The sequence below is a fragment of the Pseudomonas sp. LBUM1646 genome (assembly GCF_059716165.1).
Window position 1 is genome coordinate 4054630 of sequence record NZ_CP166810.1, and the last position, 19600, is coordinate 4074229.

Here is a 19600-nt window from a genome sequence, read left to right on the forward strand (position 1 = left end):
ACACCATGGGCAAACTCTGGCGAAAGTATCTGGCCTTGCTGGACACCGACTTCACCACGCAGGTGTTCGACAACATCAAGAACCTGTTGGTCTGTGCGTTATTGTTCGCGGCGGGCACCAATGCGTTGCATAGCGAACACCATCCGTACATGGGGCTGATCACCTCGGACGTGGCGGGCTGGACGCTGATCGCGGTGTCGGCGCTGCTGATGCTGCTCAGCGTCAGCGACGGTCTGCGGCGCTTGTCCCGACTTCCATATCACACGGCGTTCCAGGTGATTTTGTTTTTGATCTACCTGGTGCTGGCGGTGCGGGTGGTGGAGTACGTCTGGGATTTTCGGGCGTAGGGCAGATCAAAAGATCGCAGGCTGCGTCAGCTCCTCCACCGGTTTCCTAGAATCACACCACCCCCGTAGAAGCTGCCGAAGGCTGCGATCTTTTGACCTTGATCTGCTGAACCGAATACTCCGGCACCACCAAACCAAACCGCACCCCAATCTCCTTGCGCCCCAGCGCCGTCAACGCCAGCGCCCGGCTGTCCGGATCCTGAGTCACCCATTTGCGCTTGATCGCCGTCTGCAACAACGCCGCCCCCAACGAACCGCCCAGATGCGGCCGGCGCATGCTCCAGTCCAGGCACGGGCAGGCAAAGCGACGGCGTAATGTGCTCAGGTCTTTGACTTCGATGCCCAACCCTTCGAACAGCGCCTGGCCACTGTCACTCAGTTGATAAACCTGCTCGTCAGTCTCCAGCAACCACCCCGCCTCGATCATCCGGTCATGTAGCAACACCGCCAGGGTGCCGGCCATGTGGTCGTAGCAAGTGCGGGCGAATTGCAGGCGATCCGGGGTGCGCGGGTTGAAGGTCGGCGCGGCGTTCTGGCCGATCACCATCAACGCTTCCAGCGCCTGGGCCACGCGCTTGTCCGCAAGGCTGTAATACCGATGGCGACCCTGGACGTGCAGCCGCACCAGGGCCGATTCCTTGAGCTTGGCCAGGTGCGCACTGGCCGTGGAGGCGCTGACCTCGGCAATCGCCGCCAACTCGGTGCTGGTGCGGGCATGGCCGTCCATCAACGAACAGAGGATCTTCGTCCGGGCCGGTTCCGCAATCGCGGCGGCGACCTGAGAGACGCCGATATCGTGTTGTTCAACGTTCATATTTCGCTCCTGGACGAATCAAGGCCCTTGTGAACTGGAGATAGTAGCAACACTTTCCCCACCACGAACAAGGCTGCGACCCATGGACCCGATCATCGCTGCGACTCATGCCGATCCTTATCCTTATTACGCGCAACTGCGCGCCGAGGGCGGACTGGTTCTTCATCAAGGACTGAAGTTATGGGTCGCCAGCAGTGCCACCGCCGTAGCTACGGTTCTGGCGCATCCTGATTGCCACGTGCGCCCATTGAGTGAGCCAGTGCCCAAGACGATTGTTGAAGGTGTGGCCGGCGAAGTGTTCGGTCGGTTAATGCGGATGAATGAAGGCGAACGGCAGCGTTGCCCCCGGTCGGCAATTGAACCAGGGTTAGCACTGATCGACCCTGTTGAAGTACAAGCGTTGGTCAGTGCGCGGTTGATCAGCCCCAATGCCGAGGGTTTGTCTAAAGCCATGTTCCGCGGCCCGGTTTGCGTGGTGGCGGCATTGTTGGGGTTCTCCCCTGCCCAGGCCCGGGTGGTCAGCGAGTTGACGGCGGACTTTGTGGCTTGCCTGTCGCCGTTGAGCAATCAGGCTCAACTCGACGCAGCCCATGCTGCAGCGGAAACGCTGCGAGGTTATTTCATCGAGTTGCTGGATGATTCAGGCAGCCCGCTATTGAATGGCATCACGCAGCGGTTTGCTTCTTCAGATAAGGAGATGCTGATCGCCAACCTGATCGGGCTGTGCTCGCAGACGTATGAAGCCACGGCCGGATTGATCGGCAATGCGCTGGTGGCGGTGATCCGCAATCCTTTGTTGAAGAGCGATGCCGAGGATTTTCTGGCCGAGGTCCAACGCTTCGACCCTTCGGTGCAGAACACCCGCCGCTTCGTCGCTGCTCCTTGCGTAATCGACGGTATCAGCCTGAACCCCGGCGACACCATCCTGGTGCTGCTGGCCTCGGCCAATCGCGATCCGCAGCTCAACGAGCAGCCCGATACATTCCTCGTCGACCGCCCAAATCGTCGCAGCTTCACCTTCGGCGCGGGCAGCCATCAATGTCCGGGGCAGACGCTGGCACTGAGCATCGCCAGCGCCACATTGAGGCAGATTCTGTCGATGAAACTCGCGCTGGACGGATTGACTTGGCATTACCGCCCTTCTCTCAATGGCCGAACTCCGCTGTTCAGCGAGATGCAAAACACCTGATCGACCGCGAAGACGGACCGCCAAACGACACATCACTTCCAACCTGACCGATCGTTCCCACGCTCCGCGTGGGAATGCAGCCAGGGACGCTCCGCGTCCCAAAGAGCGAACGCGGAGCGTCCGGTGAGGCATTCCCACGCAGAGCGTGGGAACGATCACTAAACAAAAAAACCGCGCAACAAATCAATCATCCCGAGTCAAAACTTCCAGCAACTCAATCTCAAAAATCAAATTCGAATTAGGCGTAATCGCACCCATCGTTCGCTCGCCATAGGCCAAATGCGCCGGCACCAACAGCTTGCGTTTCCCGCCAACCTGCATGCCCATGATTCCCTGATCCCAGCCTTTAATGACTCGACCTGTCCCGATCACACACTGAAAGGGTTTGCCACGGCTGTAGGAAGAATCGAATTCGGTGCCGTCTTCCAGCCATCCGCGATATTGAGTGGTGATCAGCGCGCCTTTGACCGCTGCTTTGCCATCGCCCAGTTCAAGGTCGATTACCTGAAGTTCATCATTCATTACATGCACTCGTCTGTTCGCTCCCCCGAAAGGGCTTCATGGCCGCCGTTTTCCCAGAATTGCGCGCCATTGGCAACTGTTCGGCGCGGTTTTGCTCTATTTCCGCACGTAACCGTGAACTAAGATAAGCACCATCACCCCCACGGTTAAACACCCGATGATGGCTATCCCTGAATGAGTGTCCTCTGGATCAGCGCTCCCATCGGCTCAGTGATGCTTGCCGTACTGATTGCACTGGTCTGTCGCCAGTATGTCCTGCAACGGCAGTTGACTGAATGCCGCGCGCTGATCGTCAGCCTGTCCACGGCGCGAAACATTCATCTGGACGGTGACGCCGAGCGCTTCAAACGCAGCCAGTACTTCGCCCGCATCGGCACGTGGGACTGGGACGTGGACACCGACAAGCTGTATTGGTCGGACGCGATCTACGGCATGTTCGGGTTCAAGACCGGCGAAGTCACGCCCTCCTATGCCTTGTTCTGTTCCTGCGTGCACCCGGACGACCGGGCCAAGGTCCGCGCCGGCGAGTTGCGTTGCCTGGAAACCGGCGAGAATCATGATGAGGAATACCGCGTGGTCTGGCCCGACGGCACGATCCGCTGGCTGCGCGAGACCGGCAACGTGGTGAAGAACGACCACGACACCACGATCAAGATGATGGGCGTAGTGCGCGACATCACCGAGGAAAAAGCCTCCGCCAGCTATTTGCAACACCTGGCCCACTACGACCCGTTGACCGGCCTGCCCAATCGCCTGGTGCTCGAAGAACGTTTATCCGAAGCGCTGGAACAGGCACGTATCAGCGCAACACGGGTGGCGCTGGTGTTTGTCGATCTCAACGGTTTCAAGGCAATCAATGACCATTACGGCCATGCGGCCGGTGACCGGGTGCTGGTCACCACCGCCACGCGGCTCAAAAGAATCCTACGCTCAACCGACACCGTCGCCCGGATCGGCGGTGATGAATTCGTGGTGATCCTCCAGGGCCTGACCCCAGGCATCAATCTGCAGGACGAAGCGCGCAGCATCTGTCAGAAAATCTTTGTCGAGCTTTCACCGCCGGTGACGATTGGCAATGACCAGCGACACATCGGCACCAGCCTTGGCGTCGCGGTATTCCCGGACCATGCGCCGAGCATGGATCGGCTGATTCATATTGCGGATCTGGCGATGTATGAGGCCAAACGCAGTGGGAATAATCAGTATCGGTTGGGGACCAACAGTGCGGTGCGCGTGCACAGCGAATAGCTCCAGACGCGCGCCTGCATTTTAGTGCTGCGGCTTACCGCTCCACCGGCGTGACATCCACAATCGTCCCGCTGGTAATCAACACCATCATGTACTTGTCATTGATCTGCACCCACTGCGCGTCAGATGCCGGCGCTTTCAGGCCTCTGGCCTTCCAGTTTTTCAAGGCTTTTTCGCTGCGCTGATAAACCTCCGGCGCACGGTCGCCTTTCACCAGGCTGCGGGCGTTGATGGCGCCGGGCTGGACGGTTTTCTGCGCTGTTTCGGCGGCTTGGACGATAGGACTGATAGCGGTAATACCGGCGACAAGGGCGAGGCTGGCGATAAGGGTTTTGCTGTTCATCGGTGAACCTCTTGGGATGTCGTGGTTACTGAGTTCCGACTGCGCTCGTGGCGAATCATTCCTTACTGTAGCGATGATTCTGCGCCGGACTGTACGGAAGGTGCGCCGGTGGGCGAGAAAGACGACTACATCGCGCGGGCGCTTACACACATCGAAGCGAACCTGTAGCGGCATCATCCGCAATGTATTGATCCACTTCACACATCAATACATGCCAACTATGCAATTAACATATCGATGCCTCTGCGCCACTATCCGCCCCAATAAGAACCGTGCGCAGCCCCACGCGGCGCACGTCATAAAAGCGGTGGAGTACAGGTCAATGACAGCAGCAATCCCTTCCGGTCGTTCCCGGGCCGGTGCGATTTTCCGGGTCACGTCGGGCAACTTTCTCGAACAGTTCGACTTCTTCCTTTTTGGCTTCTACGCCACACAAATCGCCGCCGTGTTCTTCCCGGCCAGCAGCGAATTCGCCTCCCTGATGATGACCTTCGCGGTGTTCGGCGCCGGGTTCCTGATGCGCCCGCTCGGCGCTGTGGTGCTGGGTGCTTACATCGATGATGTGGGCCGGCGCAAAGGGCTGATCGTCACGCTGTCGATCATGGCCAGCGGCACGATTCTGATTGTGCTGGTGCCCGGTTACGAAAGCATCGGGCTGTTCGCGCCGGCCATCGTGTTGATTGGCCGCTTGCTGCAAGGCTTCTCGGCCGGTGCGGAAATGGGCGGTGTCTCGGTGTACCTCTCGGAGATTGCCACGCCGGGCAACAAGGGCTTTTTCACCAGTTGGCAGTCGGCCAGCCAGCAAGTGGCGATTATCGTCGCGGCGGCGTTGGGCTATGGCTTGAACCAATGGATGGCGCCGGCAATGATTGCCGATTGGGGCTGGCGGATTCCGTTTTTCGTGGGCTGCATGATCGTGCCGTTCATCTTCTTCTTGCGCCGCAACCTGGAAGAAACCGAAGAGTTCGCCGCGCGCAAACACCGCCCGAGCATGGGCGATGTGTTTCGCACTCTGGCGCAGAACTGGGTAATTGTATTCGCCGGGATGATGATGGTCGCCCTGACCACCACCGCGTTTTACCTGATCACCGTGTACGCGCCGACCTTCGGCAAAACCGTGCTGCACTTGAGCACTTCCGATGCGTTGCTGGTCACGCTGCTGGTCGGCGTTTCCAATTTCTTCTGGCTGCCGCTTGGCGGTGCCTTATCCGATCGTATCGGCCGGCGTCCGGTGCTGATTGCCATGGCGCTGCTGACCCTGGCCACGGCCTATCCGGCGCTGACTTATCTGGTGAACGCGCCGAGCTTCATCAACATGCTGCTGGTGTTGCTGTGGCTGTCGTTCATTTATGGCTTGTACAACGGCGCGATGGTCGCCGCGCTCACCGAAATCATGCCGGTGGAAGTGCGGGTCGCCGGGTTCTCCCTGGCGTACAGCCTGGCGACGGCGGTGTTTGGCGGGTTCACTCCGGCGATGTCGACCTTGCTGATCCAATACACCGGCGACAAGGCTGCACCCGGTTACTGGATGAGTTTTGCGGCGCTCTGTGCCCTGTGCGCGACGCTGTTTCTCTATCGCCGCTCCACCGGCCGCCTGCAACCGGCCGTGTCGTAACCGACGTTTGACTGCGAGACATATTCCATGAAAAAACTTATCAACTATGCAGCGCTGGCCCTCATCGCCAGTTTGAGCACCGTCGCCCAGGCCGAAGAGATTCGTGTGATGACCTCGGGCGGCTTTACTGCCGCCTATAAAATCCTTGGCCCTGAATTCGCTGCCTCCACCGGCAACACCCTGGACACCGCCCTCGGCCCATCGATGGGCAAGGCGCCGGAAGCGATCCCCAATCGCCTGGCTCGCGGTGAACACGCCGACGTGGTGATCATGGTCGGCTACGCGCTGGACGACTTGATCAAGCAAGGCAAAGTCGATCCCGCGTCACGGGTGGAACTGGCGGATTCACGGATCGGCCTGGTGGTGCGCGAAGGTGCGGCGAAACCCGACATCAGTTCGGTGGAGGGTTTGAAAAAGACTCTGCTCGATGCGCATTCGGTGGCCTACTCCGACAGCGCCAGCGGCGTGTACATCGAGGAACAGCTGTTCAAGAAATTGGGCATCGAAGACCAGCTCAAACCAAAGTCGAAGATGATCCCGAAAATCCCCGTGGGTTCGGTGGTTGCCACGGGCGACTATCAACTGGGCTTCCAGCAGGTCAGCGAGTTGCTGCCGGTGCCGGGGGTGAGTTTCGTGGCGAAGATTCCCGAGTCGGTGCAGTCGGTGACCCGTTTCGCCGCAGGCATTCCGGTGGGCGCGCAACATCCGGCGCAGGCCAAGGCGTTGCTGGATTACCTGGCCTCCCGGGCCGTTCAGCCACAGGTACAAGCCACCGGGCTGGATTCGGTTAGCCGCTGATCATCGGTGACTGGACTTTCATTTCCACCACCAGCCGTTCCAACTCCAGGGCTGCCGGGGTCAGGGTGCGACCCCGGCGCTTGATCAGCCCAACACTGCGCATCACCTGCGGATCGGTCAGCGGCACTCGGGTCAGAATCGGGTGATCTTCCGCCGGCATCGCCATTAACGGCACTGCCGCCACGCCTAGCCCCGCCTCCACCAAGCCGATCATCGTCGTGACGTGACGGGTTTCGCAGATGCTCGGCCGTTGCGGCACCACGCCGGCCAGCGCTTGATCCAGCAAGAAGCGATTGCCCGAGGTCTTGTCCAGCGAGATGTAGTCCTGCTGGTAAAACTCGTCCCAGGTCACGCTGCTGCGCCCGGCCAGCGGGTGATCCCGTCGGCAGGCCACCACGTAGCCTTCCTGCACCAAGGGTTCAAAATCGACTTCGGCTTCGAGCGTCCCCATGAAACTCAGGCCGAAATCCGCCTCGCCATTGACCACGGCGCTGAGCACATCGTGAGCGCTGGAATCCAGCACCTTGACCTTGATCCGGGGAAACTGCCGGTGGTAGTGAGCGATCACTCGCGGCATGAAGTAGTACGCCGCCGACGGCACGCAGGCGACGGTGACATGGCCCAGCCGGGTCGAGGCGACTTCGCTGATGCCGAGCAGCGCTACGTCCAGATCGTCCAGCAGGCGTTCGACACTGGGAATGAAACCGCGTCCAGCCTGGGTCAGGCTGACTTTTCGGGTGGTGCGTTCGAAGAGTTTTACACCGAGGGCATCTTCGAGTTTTTCGATGCGCCGGCTCAGGGCAGGCTGGGAAATGCGCACGGTGTCGGCGGCCTTGCGAAAACTGCCCTGCTCGACCACGGCGCGAAAGGCTTGCAGGTCGTTGAGGTCGAAATTGATGGCCATGGTGCGCACTCGCGGGACGGGCAGATTGATCAGCTTATCCTATGAATGTAACCAATTGATGCGAATTGTAACAACTGTGCCGCTACGCTTTGCTGACGCATCCGGTTACAGCCTTTATCCTTAGCCCCCCATGCCGTACCGAGTCTTTGGAGTTTCGCCATGCCCCATGAAGGCAACCTGTTGCAAGCCGCTGTCGTGTTTCTGTTCGCGGCGGTGCTCACCGTACCTTTGGCTAAACGCCTGCAACTCGGCGCCGTGCTCGGTTATCTGTTTGCCGGGGTGATCATCGGGCCGTCAGTGCTGGGCTTGATCGGCAATCCGCAAAGCGTCAGCCACATCTCCGAGCTTGGGGTGGTGCTGCTGCTGTTCATCATCGGCCTGGAGCTGTCGCCGCGACGTTTGTGGGTGATGCGTAAATCGGTGTTCGGTGTCGGTCTGGCGCAGGTACTGCTGACAGGGTCGGTGATTGGCGTGCTGGCGTTGTTTGTGTTCGGCCAGTCGCTGAACAGCGCGATTGTGCTGGGACTCGGTCTGGCGCTGTCGTCCACCGCGTTCGGCTTGCAAAGCCTGGCCGAGCGCAAGGAACTGACCAGCCCCCATGGGCGGCTGGCGTTTGCGATTCTGCTGTTCCAGGACATCGCCGCGATCCCGTTGATTGCCATGGTGCCGCTGCTGGCCGGCGGTGATCACACCACCAGCGCCGCCGAAGATTTGAATCACGGTTTGCGGGTGCTGGGCAGTATTGCGGTGGTGGTGATCGGCGGACGCTATCTGCTGCGGCCGGTGTTCCGGATCGTGGCCAAGACCGGCCTGCCGGAAGTCTCCACCGCCACCGCATTGCTGGTGGTGATCGGCACCGCGTGGTTGATGGATTTGGTCGGTGTGTCGATGGCGTTGGGGGCGTTCCTCGCCGGGTTGTTACTGGCAGACTCCGAATACCGTCACGAACTGGAAGCGCAGATCGAACCGTTCAAGGGTTTGCTCCTGGGGCTGTTCTTCATCAGCGTCGGCATGGGCGCCAACCTGAGTCTGCTGTTGAGCGCGCCGATCACGGTGCTGGGGCTGACCCTGTTGCTGATCGCCATCAAGTTGCCGCTGCTGTTTGTCGTCGGACGCCTGGCCGGTGGCTTGGGCAAAGTCAGCGCGATTCGCCTCGGCATTGTGCTGGCGGCCGGTGGTGAGTTTGCGTTTGTGGTGTTCAAAATCGGTCGCGACCAAGGTTTGTTCGAGCCGCGCCTGTACGACTTGCTGGTGCTGACGATTACCTTGTCCATGGCAGTAACGCCGCTGTTGTTGCTGCTGTGCGCGCGGTTGTATTCGCCCAAAGTACAGCCGGTGGTGGTGCCGGAGAAATTCCGCGAAATCGACACCGACGCCCCGCGTGTGGTGATCGCCGGCATGGGCCGCATGGGTCAGATCGTCGCGCGGATCCTGCGGGCGCAGAACATCAAATTCGTGGCCCTGGATACGTCGGTGGAAACCATCGAACTGTCCCGCAGCTTTGGCGGCGTGCCGGTGTTCTACGGCGACCCGATGCGCCCGGAAATCCTCAGTGCGGCCAAGGTCGAGCAGGCGGAATACTTTGTCATCGCCACCGACGACCCGGACACCAACATCAAGACCGCCGAAGTGGTCCACCGCTTGTATCCGCACATTAAAATTATCGCCCGGGCACGTAACCGTCAGCACGTGCACCGCTTGGTGGACCTTGGCGCCGAAGCGATTCGGGAAACCTACTACTCCAGTCTGGAAATGAGCCGGCGTACGTTGGTTGGCCTCGGGCTGACCCAGGCGCAGGCGGATGCGCGGATCAAACGCTTCAAGCATCACGATGAACAGGTGCTGGAGGCGCAGCATGCGGTTTATGACGATGCGGCGAAGGTCTTGCAGACGGCGCAGGAAGCGCGGGCAGAGTTGGCCAAGTTGTTTGAAGCGGATCAGTTGGAAGAGCAGGAATCGGGCAAGGCTTGATCGTAATCTGATCGTTCCCACGCTCCGCGTGGGAATGCAGCCCGGGACGCTCCGCGTCCCTTTCGAGAGCTGGAACGCGGAGCGTCCCTTGAGGCATTCCCACGCAGAGCGTGGGAACGTTCATCGCCAGGCGTCAGGCCATTTCCAGCGCCTGCACTTCAACCCCGGCCTTCACCTCAAACCGATCCGCCAAAAACGGCGTGATATCCAGCGGCAACGGTTCATTGTTGACCAGCTTATCCAGCAACACCCCGGTAATCGCCGACGTCAGAATCCCCGTACGGAAATGCCCGCAGGCGTTGAGATACCCTTCCACGCCCTGCATCGGCCCAAGAATCGGCAACTCATCCGGCGAGCCCGGCCGCAAGCCCGCCCAGGTGCGTTTGAGGTTGACGTCGGCCAGTTCCGGAATGCAGCGCACCGCGCCTTGCACCAGCCCGGCGATTTCCGGGTAGGTGGTGGTGACGTCGAAACCTTTGTCCTCGGTGGTGCTGCCGATCAGGATTTCACCGTTGTCCTTCTGTGCCACGTAGCAATCGCTGGTGGTCAGGCAACCGCGCAGGATCTTCGGCATGCGTTCGGTCAGCAGGATCTGGCCCTTCACCGGGTTCACCGGAATACGAATACCAGTGGCCTGCTCGCTCAGGTCCGCCGCCCAGGCACCCGCCGCGTTGATCAGGGTGTCGCAATGAAACACCCCGGCCTCGGCGGTTTGTACGCCGGTCACCCGCGAACCGTGATGCAGCACCCCGGTGACGTTGGTGTTGAAGTACATGTCGACGCCGTTCTGCCGCGCGCCTTCGGTGTAGGCATCAGCCAGGCGGAACGGGCTGACCTGGTGATCGCACAGAAACTCCAGCGCGCCCCTCGCCTCGTGGCTGACACTCGGCTCGGCTTCGCGCAGCGCTGCCTGGTCGAGCCAGCGCACCTGGTCCGCCAAGTGCGGGATGCAGGCGACGATATGCTCGGCGTAGAGCCGGTCTTCATCGTCGTAGATCACGAATTTCAGCCCGGTTTTCTCGAACTTGAAATCCATCCCGTGGTTGTCCTGCAGCTCTTTGTGCAGGGCCGGGTACAGGGCGTTGGACTGCAAGGCGAAATCGAAGAACGACTGCGGCAGGATGTGCGGCGTGCTGGAATCCACCACCACCGCCGAACCCTGGGCTTCGCGCTTGCGGTTGGCCGACATCATCCGAAAGAAGATCACCCCGCAACCCAGGCCTACCGACTCGCCGATGGCCCACAAGCCGCCGGCCGAGGCGCGGGTCGCGTTGCCCGGGCGCTTGGCATCGATCAGCGCGACCTTGAGGTTTTTGCGCTTGGACAGTTGATAGGCGCAGGACGCCCCGATCACGCCACCACCGGCGATGACCACGTCATAGAACTTACTCATGGCTGGCGCCCTCCGTGGCGGCGTTGTGAAAGGCTGAAAACGGAATCGGATCGATGGGGAAGCGCGGGCGCAACCAACCAACATCCTGGCGCCCGGTGGCTTCGCGCAGCCGGTCGCTGCAATAGCCGACGCACATCCGCCCCTGACAATCGCCCATGCTGACGCGGGTGCGCATTTTCAGGCTGGCCATGTCTTGCACGCCCTGCTCCAGCGCCCGGTCGATGTCGGCGCGGGTGGCGTGTTCACAACGGCAGATCACCGTGTCGCTGGCTGGCAATGCGGTCTGCCCGGCGCCACGTTCGGTGTAGCGGTCAACCGCGGCGCGAAAACGCACGATCGACTTGAGTTTCGACAGGTAGCGATCACGCCTGACCAGCGCCAGTTCGGTGACCAGCACGCCCCGTTGCTGCAGGATCGACAGCGCAGCGATCCGCCCGGCCAACATCGCCGCTTCGCCACCGCGAATCCCGCCCATGTCCCCGGCCAGATGCACGTGCGGCTCATTGCTTTGCTGCCAGATATTGGCGCTGGCCCGCAGGTAACCGTCATCGCTGAAGCCGTGGTTCAGGCCCATTTGCTGACTGAGTTGAGTGCGCGGGATAAAGCCGTAGCCGACGGCCAGGGTCTGCGCCGCAATCTGTTCGGCGCGACTCAGGTCCGGCACCCACGTGCTGGAGTAAGGCGCCACGGTGACTGACTTCAACTCGGCATCGCCCTGGGCTTCGACCACACCCCAGCCGTAATACATCGGGATACCGTGTAATTTGAGGAACGCCAACATGCTCAAACCATCGAGAAACAGCTGCGGTTTGTTCAGCAGCGCCAGGCTTTCCCGGGCGATCTTGCCGAACGCGCAGGCCTCGTAAACCCCGGCGACGGTGACCCCGGACGCGTGCAACTGACACGCCACCAGCGGCAGCAACGGACCGGTGCCGGTGATGACCACCGGACCTTGGGGCTTGACCACCCCGCTCTTGATTTGCAGTTGCAGGCCGCCCAGCAGGATCACCCCGGGCAAGGTCCAGCCGGGAAACGGCACGCTGCGTTCATGGCACCCAGCCGCCAGCAGCAGTTGCGGGTACTCGATTTCGTGCAACTGTTCGTCGGCATCCAGCACCACCAGCGCACGCGTGCCTTCGGCGCCGACCACACGATGATTGAGGCGCACATCGATCAGGCCCGCGTGCTCCTGGAATTCGCCGTGCAATTTGCCCAGGACTTCGGAATAGCGCGGCCCCAGATAATCGAGCTGGACGCCATCGCGCAGCGGTCCGCGATAGACCACACCGCCGAGCCGCGAGGCTTCTTCCAGCAAAATACTTCGCACCCCGTGTCGGGCCAGTTCAATGGCCGCGGCCATGCCCGCCGGCCCGCCGCCGACGATGACCGGATGCAGGCTCATAAGGCCTCCTGCTCGGCGATGCGATTGACCTGGGTTTCGACGGTCATGCCGTCACGCACGACGGTCTGGCAGGCGCGGCGCTTGTGCCGGCCATTGATTTTCACCAGGCAGCATTGGCACACGCCCATGCCGCAATAAGCGCCGCTGATTTGATCGTGATCGTTGCGAGCCACCTGGCGCAGACCCAGGGATTGAATGACCGTTAGAACGGTTTCGCCGATGGCGGCGCTGACCGGTTGGCCGTTGATGTGCAAAGTCATGTCCGCCCTGGCCAGCGGCTGGATATCGAAGGTTCTGTCTAAGCGTTGCATTGCGATGTTCTTCCGTGAAAAGTTTCAGGTGGGTTCTACAGCTCCATGCTGCACTACACCTTGCCGGCCAACTGATACACACACAATAAGGAGGTCTGCATGGGTACTTCGACAGCGCATCAGCTGCGCACCGAAGCACTGTAGTCGATGCCGCAGCGAGGGCTTGGATCTTTTACGTTAAGCGATATTTCGCTTCGAAATATTGATCCAAGCCAGTGAAAGGCGCCCCGCTCTACGCCGTGCGTCAGTTGGAAAACACGTACTGACCTTTGATTTTTTTCGGACCGAAAAAAGCCAGGTCCGGGAACAGCTTCATCTTCAGGTACAAGACGAAATACACCATGCCCAGGGTGATGCCGGCACCGATCAGCGTGGTCACCGGGTCTTCGGCAAAGTCTTTGAACAAGCGCGACGACTGACTGAGGGAAAGGACGATATAGACGGTGTAGAACTGCGCCAGGTTCTTGTAGAAGCCATAAGCGAACCACAACGGGATGAGCCCGGCGAACAAGGTGAAAAACACCGTCGCCTTCGGCCCGATCATCGATCCCAGGAAAAACCCTGCGACCGCGCCGAGCACGGCCTGGGTGACCGTGAGCACAATCAGTATCGTGAGCTTGCGCCGATGCTGCCGATTGAGCGCCGGGGCCGGGTGCGCGCCGATCCAGTAAGCCAGCACCCGGTCCTTGACTGCCCCGCCAGAGAACGCCTTGAACGTCTCGGTGCGGGACCGCCCGGCGTCGAGCATGGCCACCAGTTGCCGTTTGATTTCCTTCTTATCCAACGTTTTTCTCCCTGATACGACACAAAAAAAAGTAGGAGCAAAGCTTGCTCCCACAAACATAGTGCCCCAGAACGCAAAACGCCGCTTCTACCAAAGGCAGAAGCGGCAGAGGCATGTGCCTCAGAGTGATATCAGTGCATGAACAGGGCGATCAGGATGATGATCGGGATGGGCACGCCGAGAAAAAACAACAGTAATGAGCGCATGATGATTCTCCTGGGTTAGCGAACTGGGGGCAGTGTGGTGGTGGTCACGTAGGCATCCGATTCCAGATACACCACGGCATCCCGGCGACGACCGCCGTAGGTTGCGGCAAGGCTGGCGAAGAACGCACCGGCCAGCAGCGCGATGAACATCCACAATGCGGTCCAGGCAGCGACCTTGGCGGCGGTGTCGGCCGCTTGTTGAGCGGCAAGCTTCGCGTCGGCTATGGCTTTCTGGGTGCGGGCGTAGACTTCATCGACACGACGCTCCGCATCGGCCTGGGTCAGGTTGGTGCGTTGGGCGACCATTTGTGCGAGGTAAGTCCGGTCTTCAGCAGACAGGCCGTTATTGCTCAGGCTGCGCGCAAAGATGCGGGTCACGGTGCCACGGGCGGCGTCATCGCTGACGGCGGCGGGACGATCATCGCGGAACAGGCTGTCGACGAAGTAACCGTACTGGTCACTGTTGGTGTTGGCGGCGGCAGTGCCGGCAGCTGCAGTCATGGCCGTTGCAGCGCCACCGGCGACACTCGCCCCGGCTTGCACACCACCACTGACGATGCTGCTGACCGAACCGACCACCAGGGTCGCGGTCACTAGGGTCGCCACGCACCACGCGAGGAAGCCATGGGCCGTGTCACGGAAATAGACTTCATCTCCATGCATGTTGGCCCACTTCACCCGCAGGCGACCGGCAATGTAACCGCCGAGCCCGGAAGCGACGATCTGCGTAACCGCTAACCAAATGATCGTTGAAATGCCCAGGCCCTTGGCGCTGACGCCCTCGTTGGCCCACGGTGAGACTGCGGAAAAGCCCAGGCCGAAGCCGAGCAATACCAGAATCAGCGACAACGCCGCGGCTGCAGCAGCCCCGGCGAAAATCGCGCCCCAGGACACGCCCGACAGCGTGCTCGATTCATCTGCGGCAGGATAATAACCCTCAGAAGATCTATTCATTATTGTTCAGCTCCAGGCATGAAAGATGGTGTTACAACTCGTCAAAAGAGGAATTGCAGGCACCGTGCCATTTGCCAGCTCGAAATAAATCTTTGAATATCAACAGGTTGAAATTAATCCGCATCTGAGGACCATGCATTTTGCAAGAGCTGGCTAATATCAGCGGGTTTTATGCATTGAGCTTTGCTGCGCAAATCAACGCCGCGCACCCGGTTCCCAACCCAACATGAAAGTTAATTTAATAACCCGCGCGTATTTCTTGGCAAAATGCCCTCATTCTGTAACGAACCAAATAGCAGGCCCGCCCTATGACCCGCATCTTGACCATCGAAGACGACGCCGTGACCGCCCGGGAGATCGTGGCTGAATTGAGCAGCCACGGTCTGGACGTGGATTGGGTGGACAATGGCCGTGAAGGCCTGGCGCGGGCCGTCAGCGGTGACTACGACCTGATCACCCTCGACCGCATGTTGCCGGAGCTCGATGGCTTGGCGATTGTCACCACGCTGCGGACCATGGGCGTGGCCACGCCGATTCTGATGATCAGCGCCCTCTCCGACGTCGACGAGCGCGTGCGGGGCTTGCGCGCCGGCGGCGACGACTACCTGACCAAGCCCTTCGCCACCGATGAAATGGCGGCGCGGGTGGAAGTGTTGCTGCGCCGGCAGAGCACCGTCAGCACCCAGGCCACCACGCTGCGGGTGGCGGACCTGGAGCTGAACCTGATCAGCCACGAGGCCAGCCGCGACGGCGAACTGCTGACACTGCTGCCCACCGAATACAAACTGCTGGAATTTCTGATGCGCAACACCGGGCAGATCCTGTCGCGGATGATGATTTTCGAAGAGGTCTGGGGCTATCACTTCGACCCCGGCACCAACCTGATCGACGTGCACATCGGCCGCTTGCGCAAGAAGATCGACCCGCCCGGCAACGTCCCGTTGATCCGGACTGTGCGAGGCTCGGGGTATGTCATTGCTGAACCCCTCTAAAGGCTGGCGCTCTTCCAGCAGCCGACTGCTGGCGCTCTACAGTTCCCTGTTCGTGGCCTGGAGCGGGATCCTCATGGGGGTCATGTATTACGAGGTCTCCGGCTACCTCGACAACCTGGCCAAGCACTCGCTGATGCAACGTCAGCACCTGTTTTCGCGCTTCCAGGGCGAGCAACTGGTGGACGCCCTCGCCGCCAGCATGACTTTCGACATCCGCGGCATCGACGCCTACGGCCTGTTCGACGCCCAGCATCGCTACCTCAGCGGCGCCCTGCGCGATATCCCGGCGAACCTGCCGCTGGACGGCCGCATCCACATGCTCGACAACTGCGCCGAGTCCGACGACCCGACCCTGCCCGCCGACAGCTGCGACGCCGTGGCCACTCCGACCCTCGACGGCCGTTGGCTGGTGTTGGTGCGCGACAACGGCTCGTTGTTCGCCGTGACCCAGATCATCCTCCACGCGTTGTTCTGGGGTGTATCCCTGACCATCCTCCCCGGCATCGCCGGTTGGCATCTGTTGCGCCGCCGTCCACTGCGGCGCATCCGCGCGATCCAGGCCAGCGCCGAGGCCATCGTCGCCGGCGACCTGACCCACCGCCTGCCGCTGTCCAACCGCCGCGACGAACTGGACATGCTCGCCGCCATCGTCAACGCCATGCTCGAACGCATCGAACGACTGATGAACGAAGTCAAAGGTGTGTGCGACAACATCGCCCACGACCTGCGCACCCCGCTGACCCGCCTGCGCGCGCAGCTGTACCGGATTCAGCAACAGGCTGGAGACGGTTCGCCGCTGGCGGTGCAACTCGACTCAGTGCTGGCCGAGGCAGACACCTTGATGGCGCGGTTTCGCGGGTTACTGCGAATTTCCGAGCTGGAGGATCGGCAGCGGCGTTCGGGGTTTGTGCAGCTCGATCCGGTGCCGTTGCTGCGCGAGCTGCATGACTTTTACCTGCCATTGGCGGAAGAAGGCGAACTGGTCTTTCACCTGCAGCTGCCTGTGGTTTTGCCGACATTAAATGGCGATCGGGCGTTGTTGTTCGAGGCGATTGCGAATCTGCTCAGCAACTCGATCAAATTCACCCCGCCCGGTGGCCAGGTGATCTTGCGCGGGATCAATCAAGGCGGGCATACGCGGATCGAAGTGCTCGACTCAGGACCTGGCATACCGCCGTCTGAGCGGGAAGCCGTGTTCCAGCGCTTTTATCGGGCGGAGGGTGGCAGTCAGCAGAGTGGGTTTGGTTTGGGGTTGTCGATCGTCGCGGCGATTGTCAGCCTGCACGGATTTACCCTGGACGTCGGCACCAGCGACAGCGGCGGCGCACGGTTGGCGCTGGATTGTCGGCAGAGTTTGATTCCTCAGACCTGACTCACCCGACCTGATCATTCCCACGCTCCGCGTGGGAATGCAGCCCGGGACGCTCCGCGTCCCTTTCTGGAGCTGGAACGCGGAGCGTCCCTTGAGGCATTCCCACGCAGAGCGTGGGAACGATCAGCGTCGAATGCCTCAGGCCGGGTAGTTGGCCCGCAACGCTTCAAGACCACCCTTGTAGATCCCGTCAAACAACGCTTCCACTTCTTCATCGGTCACGCCTTTGGCGGTAAACCGACCAGACCAGGTCACTCGTGCGCCCTGCCCTTGAGCTTCCACGCGCAGCGTTGCCAGGTAATCGGTGGCCGGGAACGGTGCCTCCTCAATCGAGTAGCTGTAGGTTTTCGCCCCGTTGTCGAACGTTTGCAGACGCTCGATCACCACCGCGCCATCCGCGGTTTGCAGGCTGCGCACGCGCCCGCCTTCACTCAGCTCGCTTTTGACAATGAACGGCAGCCAATCCGGCAGCGAATCGAAGCCGCCGATCAATTGCCAGACGTCATCGGCCGAGGCCGGGATGTCGATAGATGCTGATGCTGTTGCCATAAATAAACGTCTCTCTTAATGAATTCAGGTTCAGATGGCCATGCTATCAACAACGCCGCCATCGACCCGCAATGCCGCACCGGTAGTGGCCGAGGACAGTGGCGAGGCAATGTAGGCCACCAGATTGGCGACTTCTTCGACGTCGGCCACGCGCTGGATGATCGAGCTCGGGCGGGCCTTGCGCACGAAGGCGTCGGCTTCTTCCCGGGCGCTGCGGCCGGACTCGGCGGTGGCGTCCTTGAGCATCTGTTCCAGGCCGTCGGTGAAGGTCGGGCCGGGCAGGATTGCGTTGACCGTCACGCCAGTGCCGGCCAGCCGTTTGGCCAGGCCATGGGACACCGCCAGGTTGGCGCTTTTGGTCACGCCATAGTTGATCATGTCGGCCGGAATCGCCACCCCGGATTCCGAGGACAGGAAAATCACCCGCCCCCAACCGTTCTTGACCATTTCTGGCGTGTAGTGCCGGGACAGGCGCACGCCGGAGATTACGTTGACCTCATAGAAGCGCGTCCACTCGCTGTCCGGCGCATCGAAGAAATCCACGTCATCGAAGATCCCGAGGTTGTTCACCAGAATGTCCGCTCGCGGTTCGGCAGCGAACAGTTGCTCGGCGCCTTCAGCGGTGCCGAGGTCCGCGGTCAGGCCACGCAATTGCGCGCCCGGCACGCTGCCCCGAATACTCGCCAGCGCCTGCTCGACCTTCGCCGAGTCGCGACCGATCACCACCACCGTGGCGCCGGATTCGGCCAACGCCTTGCTGATGCCCAGGCCAATGCCAGCGGTGCTGCCACTGACGATGGCGAGTTTTCCAGTCAGATCGATTTTCATGCCACACCTCCTGGCAATGGAGCCCGTTCGGAAATCAGTTTTGCATCACGAAGTGCCTGCCAGAACGCCGCAGGAATCACCTCGGACAACGCCGCCACATCTTCAGCGATGCGATCAGGACGGCTGGAACCGGGAATCACTGCCGCCACTGCCGGGTTAGCCAGGGAAAACTGCAACGCCGCCGCTTTGATACTGACACCATGCGCCGCCGCAATCCGCTTGATCTGCTCGACTTTGCTGATGATCGCCGGGCTCGCCTTCTGATATTCGAAGTGCGCACCACCGGCCAGAATGCCCGAGCTGTAAGGACCGCCGACCACGATCTCGACGTTCTGCGCCAGGGCCGACTCCATCAAGCGTTGCAAGGCACGATCATGATCCAGCAGCGTGTAGCGACCGGCCAGCAGAAAACCGTCCGGCTGGGCTTCGGTGAGGTCCAGGGTCAGCTCGCACGGTTCAACCTTGTTCACCCCCAGGCCCCAGCCCTTGATCACGCCTTCTTCGCGCAAACGGGTCAGCACTTTGAACGCACCAGTGCGGGCCTGGTTGAAGTATTCCAGCCATTGATCGCCGTAGAAGTCCTGGGCGATGTCGTGGACCCAGACGATGTCCAGACGATCTGTTTGCAGGCGCTTGAGGCTGTCCTCGATCGAACGCATCGTCGCGTCGGCGCTGTAGTCGTTGACGATTTTGTTCGGGCGACCGTGTTCAAACACGCCGGCCTTCTCGCCGAGATCACGAGCGGCGGTGTCTTCGACTTCATCGAGAATGACCCGGCCGACTTTGCTGCTGAGCACATAGTCGTCGCGTTTGTATTTGGCTAATGCGGCGCCCAGACGAATCTCCGACAGGCCCGAACCGTAAAACGGTGCGGTGTCGAAGTAACGCACGCCGGCATCCCAGGCAGCGTGCACGGTGGCCATCGCCTCTTCTTCCGGGATGGCGCGGAACATGTTGCCCAATGGGGCGGTGCCGAAACCCAGCGCGCCGGGCAGTTTGTCTTTCAAGCTCATGGGTAATTCCTCTTGAGTGTCAGTGGTCAGCTCATGGGTGACCGT

The 19600-nt window shown here is 60.8% G+C and carries 20 protein-coding genes; 8 read left to right on the forward strand and 12 right to left on the reverse strand.

The window, feature by feature from the left end; translation table 11 throughout:
* Positions 1–5 precede the first annotated feature (5 nt).
* The gene (locus ACA071_RS18450) at positions 6–347 is read left to right on the forward strand and encodes a hypothetical protein (RefSeq protein WP_497640461.1); all 342 of its coding nucleotides are present in this window, start codon (positions 6–8) and stop codon (positions 345–347) included.
* 52 nt (positions 348–399) lie between these two features.
* Here the strand turns inward: ACA071_RS18450 and ACA071_RS18455 are convergent, their stop codons facing one another.
* Entirely contained in the window at positions 400–1161 is a 762-nt protein-coding gene (locus ACA071_RS18455; protein ID WP_497640462.1) for an ArsR/SmtB family transcription factor, read from the reverse strand.
* Positions 1162–1243: 82 nt separating this feature from the next.
* On the opposite strand from ACA071_RS18455, the gene ACA071_RS18460 reads away from it, so the two are divergent.
* Entirely contained in the window at positions 1244–2350 is a 1107-nt protein-coding gene (locus ACA071_RS18460) for a cytochrome P450 (RefSeq protein WP_497640463.1), read from the forward strand.
* A gap of 183 nt (positions 2351–2533) precedes the next feature.
* Here the strand turns inward: ACA071_RS18460 and ACA071_RS18465 are convergent, their stop codons facing one another.
* Positions 2534–2872, reverse strand: coding sequence for an FKBP-type peptidyl-prolyl cis-trans isomerase (locus tag ACA071_RS18465; RefSeq protein ID WP_169368969.1), 339 nt, complete (start codon positions 2870–2872; stop codon positions 2534–2536).
* Between the two features lie 174 nt (positions 2873–3046).
* Here ACA071_RS18465 and ACA071_RS18470 point away from each other — a divergent pair, with 174 nt between their 5' ends.
* On the forward strand, positions 3047–4120 hold the full coding sequence (locus ACA071_RS18470; protein ID WP_497640464.1) for a diguanylate cyclase domain-containing protein: 1074 nt from the start codon (positions 3047–3049) through the stop codon (positions 4118–4120).
* 34 nt (positions 4121–4154) lie between these two features.
* Here the strand turns inward: ACA071_RS18470 and ACA071_RS18475 are convergent, their stop codons facing one another.
* Positions 4155–4463: an RcnB family protein gene (locus ACA071_RS18475; protein ID WP_497640465.1), complete on the reverse strand. Its 309-nt coding sequence runs from the start codon at positions 4461–4463 to the stop codon at positions 4155–4157.
* Between the two features lie 322 nt (positions 4464–4785).
* On the opposite strand from ACA071_RS18475, the gene ACA071_RS18480 reads away from it, so the two are divergent.
* Both ACA071_RS18480 and ACA071_RS18485 read left to right on the forward strand, forming a co-directional pair.
* Positions 4786–6078 (forward strand): MFS transporter, encoded by a 1293-nt coding sequence (locus tag ACA071_RS18480; RefSeq protein WP_497640466.1) that lies wholly within the window; start codon positions 4786–4788, stop codon positions 6076–6078.
* A gap of 27 nt (positions 6079–6105) precedes the next feature.
* On the forward strand, positions 6106–6876 hold the full coding sequence (locus tag ACA071_RS18485; protein WP_497640467.1) for a substrate-binding domain-containing protein: 771 nt from the start codon (positions 6106–6108) through the stop codon (positions 6874–6876).
* On the opposite strand, the gene ACA071_RS18490 is transcribed toward ACA071_RS18485, so the two are convergent.
* A complete protein-coding gene (locus tag ACA071_RS18490) occupies positions 6866–7780 on the reverse strand; it encodes a LysR family transcriptional regulator (RefSeq protein WP_497640468.1) in 915 nt (304 codons plus the stop codon). The genes ACA071_RS18485 and ACA071_RS18490 overlap by 11 nt on opposite strands.
* Before the next feature lie 159 nt (positions 7781–7939).
* Between ACA071_RS18490 and ACA071_RS18495 the strand changes: the two genes are divergently transcribed.
* A complete protein-coding gene (locus ACA071_RS18495; protein WP_497640469.1) occupies positions 7940–9751 on the forward strand; it encodes a monovalent cation:proton antiporter-2 (CPA2) family protein in 1812 nt (603 codons plus the stop codon).
* A gap of 133 nt (positions 9752–9884) precedes the next feature.
* Here ACA071_RS18495 and hcnC read toward each other — a convergent pair whose 3' ends face one another.
* The 5 genes from hcnC to ACA071_RS18520 all read right to left on the reverse strand — a co-directional run bounded on the left by hcnC (position 9885) and on the right by ACA071_RS18520 (position 14801).
* Entirely contained in the window at positions 9885–11144 is a 1260-nt protein-coding gene (gene hcnC, locus ACA071_RS18500) for a cyanide-forming glycine dehydrogenase subunit HcnC (protein ID WP_497640471.1), read from the reverse strand.
* Complete coding sequence (gene hcnB, locus ACA071_RS18505) at positions 11137–12546, reverse strand: cyanide-forming glycine dehydrogenase subunit HcnB (protein WP_497640472.1); 1410 nt, start codon at positions 12544–12546, stop codon at positions 11137–11139. The genes hcnC and hcnB overlap by 8 nt, the downstream gene beginning before the upstream one ends.
* Positions 12543–12857: a cyanide-forming glycine dehydrogenase subunit HcnA gene (gene hcnA / locus ACA071_RS18510; RefSeq protein WP_497640474.1), complete on the reverse strand. Its 315-nt coding sequence runs from the start codon at positions 12855–12857 to the stop codon at positions 12543–12545. The genes hcnB and hcnA overlap by 4 nt, the downstream gene beginning before the upstream one ends.
* A 244-nt stretch (positions 12858–13101) precedes the next feature.
* On the reverse strand, positions 13102–13641 hold the full coding sequence (locus ACA071_RS18515; protein ID WP_497640475.1) for a hypothetical protein: 540 nt from the start codon (positions 13639–13641) through the stop codon (positions 13102–13104).
* 221 nt (positions 13642–13862) lie between these two features.
* Positions 13863–14801 (reverse strand): hypothetical protein, encoded by a 939-nt coding sequence (locus tag ACA071_RS18520; RefSeq protein WP_497640476.1) that lies wholly within the window; start codon positions 14799–14801, stop codon positions 13863–13865.
* A gap of 308 nt (positions 14802–15109) precedes the next feature.
* Between ACA071_RS18520 and ACA071_RS18525 the strand changes: the two genes are divergently transcribed.
* Together ACA071_RS18525 and ACA071_RS18530 are read left to right on the forward strand one after the other, a co-directional pair.
* Complete coding sequence (locus ACA071_RS18525; RefSeq protein WP_149661347.1) at positions 15110–15793, forward strand: response regulator transcription factor; 684 nt, start codon at positions 15110–15112, stop codon at positions 15791–15793.
* The gene (locus ACA071_RS18530) at positions 15771–17165 is read left to right on the forward strand and encodes a sensor histidine kinase (protein WP_497640477.1); all 1395 of its coding nucleotides are present in this window, start codon (positions 15771–15773) and stop codon (positions 17163–17165) included. Before ACA071_RS18525 ends, ACA071_RS18530 begins: the two co-directional genes overlap by 23 nt.
* Positions 17166–17303: 138 nt before the next feature.
* On the opposite strand, the gene ACA071_RS18535 is transcribed toward ACA071_RS18530, so the two are convergent.
* Genes ACA071_RS18535 through ACA071_RS18545 form a run of 3 tightly spaced genes read right to left on the reverse strand, consistent with a single transcriptional unit; the run spans position 17304 to position 19555 of the window.
* Complete coding sequence (locus ACA071_RS18535; RefSeq protein WP_497640479.1) at positions 17304–17714, reverse strand: SRPBCC family protein; 411 nt, start codon at positions 17712–17714, stop codon at positions 17304–17306.
* 30 nt (positions 17715–17744) lie between these two features.
* Positions 17745–18542 (reverse strand): SDR family NAD(P)-dependent oxidoreductase, encoded by a 798-nt coding sequence (locus ACA071_RS18540; protein ID WP_497640480.1) that lies wholly within the window; start codon positions 18540–18542, stop codon positions 17745–17747.
* A complete protein-coding gene (locus tag ACA071_RS18545; RefSeq protein ID WP_497640481.1) occupies positions 18539–19555 on the reverse strand; it encodes an aldo/keto reductase in 1017 nt (338 codons plus the stop codon). The genes ACA071_RS18540 and ACA071_RS18545 overlap by 4 nt, the downstream gene beginning before the upstream one ends.
* Positions 19556–19600: the final 45 nt, after the last annotated feature.

What these genes read in the sequence shown, in the direction of transcription:
- ACA071_RS18450 (WP_497640461.1), top strand. Translation starts at nt 6, where the DNA reads ATGGGCAAACTCTGGCGAAAGTATCTGGCCTTGCTGGACACCGACTTC.
- ACA071_RS18455 (WP_497640462.1), bottom strand. Translation starts at nt 1,161, where the DNA reads ATGAACGTTGAACAACACGATATCGGCGTCTCTCAGGTCGCCGCCGCG.
- ACA071_RS18460 (WP_497640463.1), top strand. Translation starts at nt 1,244, where the DNA reads ATGGACCCGATCATCGCTGCGACTCATGCCGATCCTTATCCTTATTAC.
- ACA071_RS18465 (WP_169368969.1), bottom strand. Translation starts at nt 2,872, where the DNA reads ATGAATGATGAACTTCAGGTAATCGACCTTGAACTGGGCGATGGCAAA.
- ACA071_RS18470 (WP_497640464.1), top strand. Translation starts at nt 3,047, where the DNA reads ATGAGTGTCCTCTGGATCAGCGCTCCCATCGGCTCAGTGATGCTTGCC.
- ACA071_RS18475 (WP_497640465.1), bottom strand. Translation starts at nt 4,463, where the DNA reads ATGAACAGCAAAACCCTTATCGCCAGCCTCGCCCTTGTCGCCGGTATT.
- ACA071_RS18480 (WP_497640466.1), top strand. Translation starts at nt 4,786, where the DNA reads ATGACAGCAGCAATCCCTTCCGGTCGTTCCCGGGCCGGTGCGATTTTC.
- ACA071_RS18485 (WP_497640467.1), top strand. Translation starts at nt 6,106, where the DNA reads ATGAAAAAACTTATCAACTATGCAGCGCTGGCCCTCATCGCCAGTTTG.
- ACA071_RS18490 (WP_497640468.1), bottom strand. Translation starts at nt 7,780, where the DNA reads ATGGCCATCAATTTCGACCTCAACGACCTGCAAGCCTTTCGCGCCGTG.
- ACA071_RS18495 (WP_497640469.1), top strand. Translation starts at nt 7,940, where the DNA reads ATGCCCCATGAAGGCAACCTGTTGCAAGCCGCTGTCGTGTTTCTGTTC.
- hcnC (WP_497640471.1), bottom strand. Translation starts at nt 11,144, where the DNA reads ATGAGTAAGTTCTATGACGTGGTCATCGCCGGTGGTGGCGTGATCGGG.
- hcnB (WP_497640472.1), bottom strand. Translation starts at nt 12,546, where the DNA reads ATGAGCCTGCATCCGGTCATCGTCGGCGGCGGGCCGGCGGGCATGGCC.
- hcnA (WP_497640474.1), bottom strand. Translation starts at nt 12,857, where the DNA reads ATGCAACGCTTAGACAGAACCTTCGATATCCAGCCGCTGGCCAGGGCG.
- ACA071_RS18520 (WP_497640476.1), bottom strand. Translation starts at nt 14,801, where the DNA reads ATGAATAGATCTTCTGAGGGTTATTATCCTGCCGCAGATGAATCGAGC.
- ACA071_RS18525 (WP_149661347.1), top strand. Translation starts at nt 15,110, where the DNA reads ATGACCCGCATCTTGACCATCGAAGACGACGCCGTGACCGCCCGGGAG.
- ACA071_RS18530 (WP_497640477.1), top strand. Translation starts at nt 15,771, where the DNA reads ATGTCATTGCTGAACCCCTCTAAAGGCTGGCGCTCTTCCAGCAGCCGA.
- ACA071_RS18535 (WP_497640479.1), bottom strand. Translation starts at nt 17,714, where the DNA reads ATGGCAACAGCATCAGCATCTATCGACATCCCGGCCTCGGCCGATGAC.
- ACA071_RS18540 (WP_497640480.1), bottom strand. Translation starts at nt 18,542, where the DNA reads ATGAAAATCGATCTGACTGGAAAACTCGCCATCGTCAGTGGCAGCACC.
- ACA071_RS18545 (WP_497640481.1), bottom strand. Translation starts at nt 19,555, where the DNA reads ATGAGCTTGAAAGACAAACTGCCCGGCGCGCTGGGTTTCGGCACCGCC.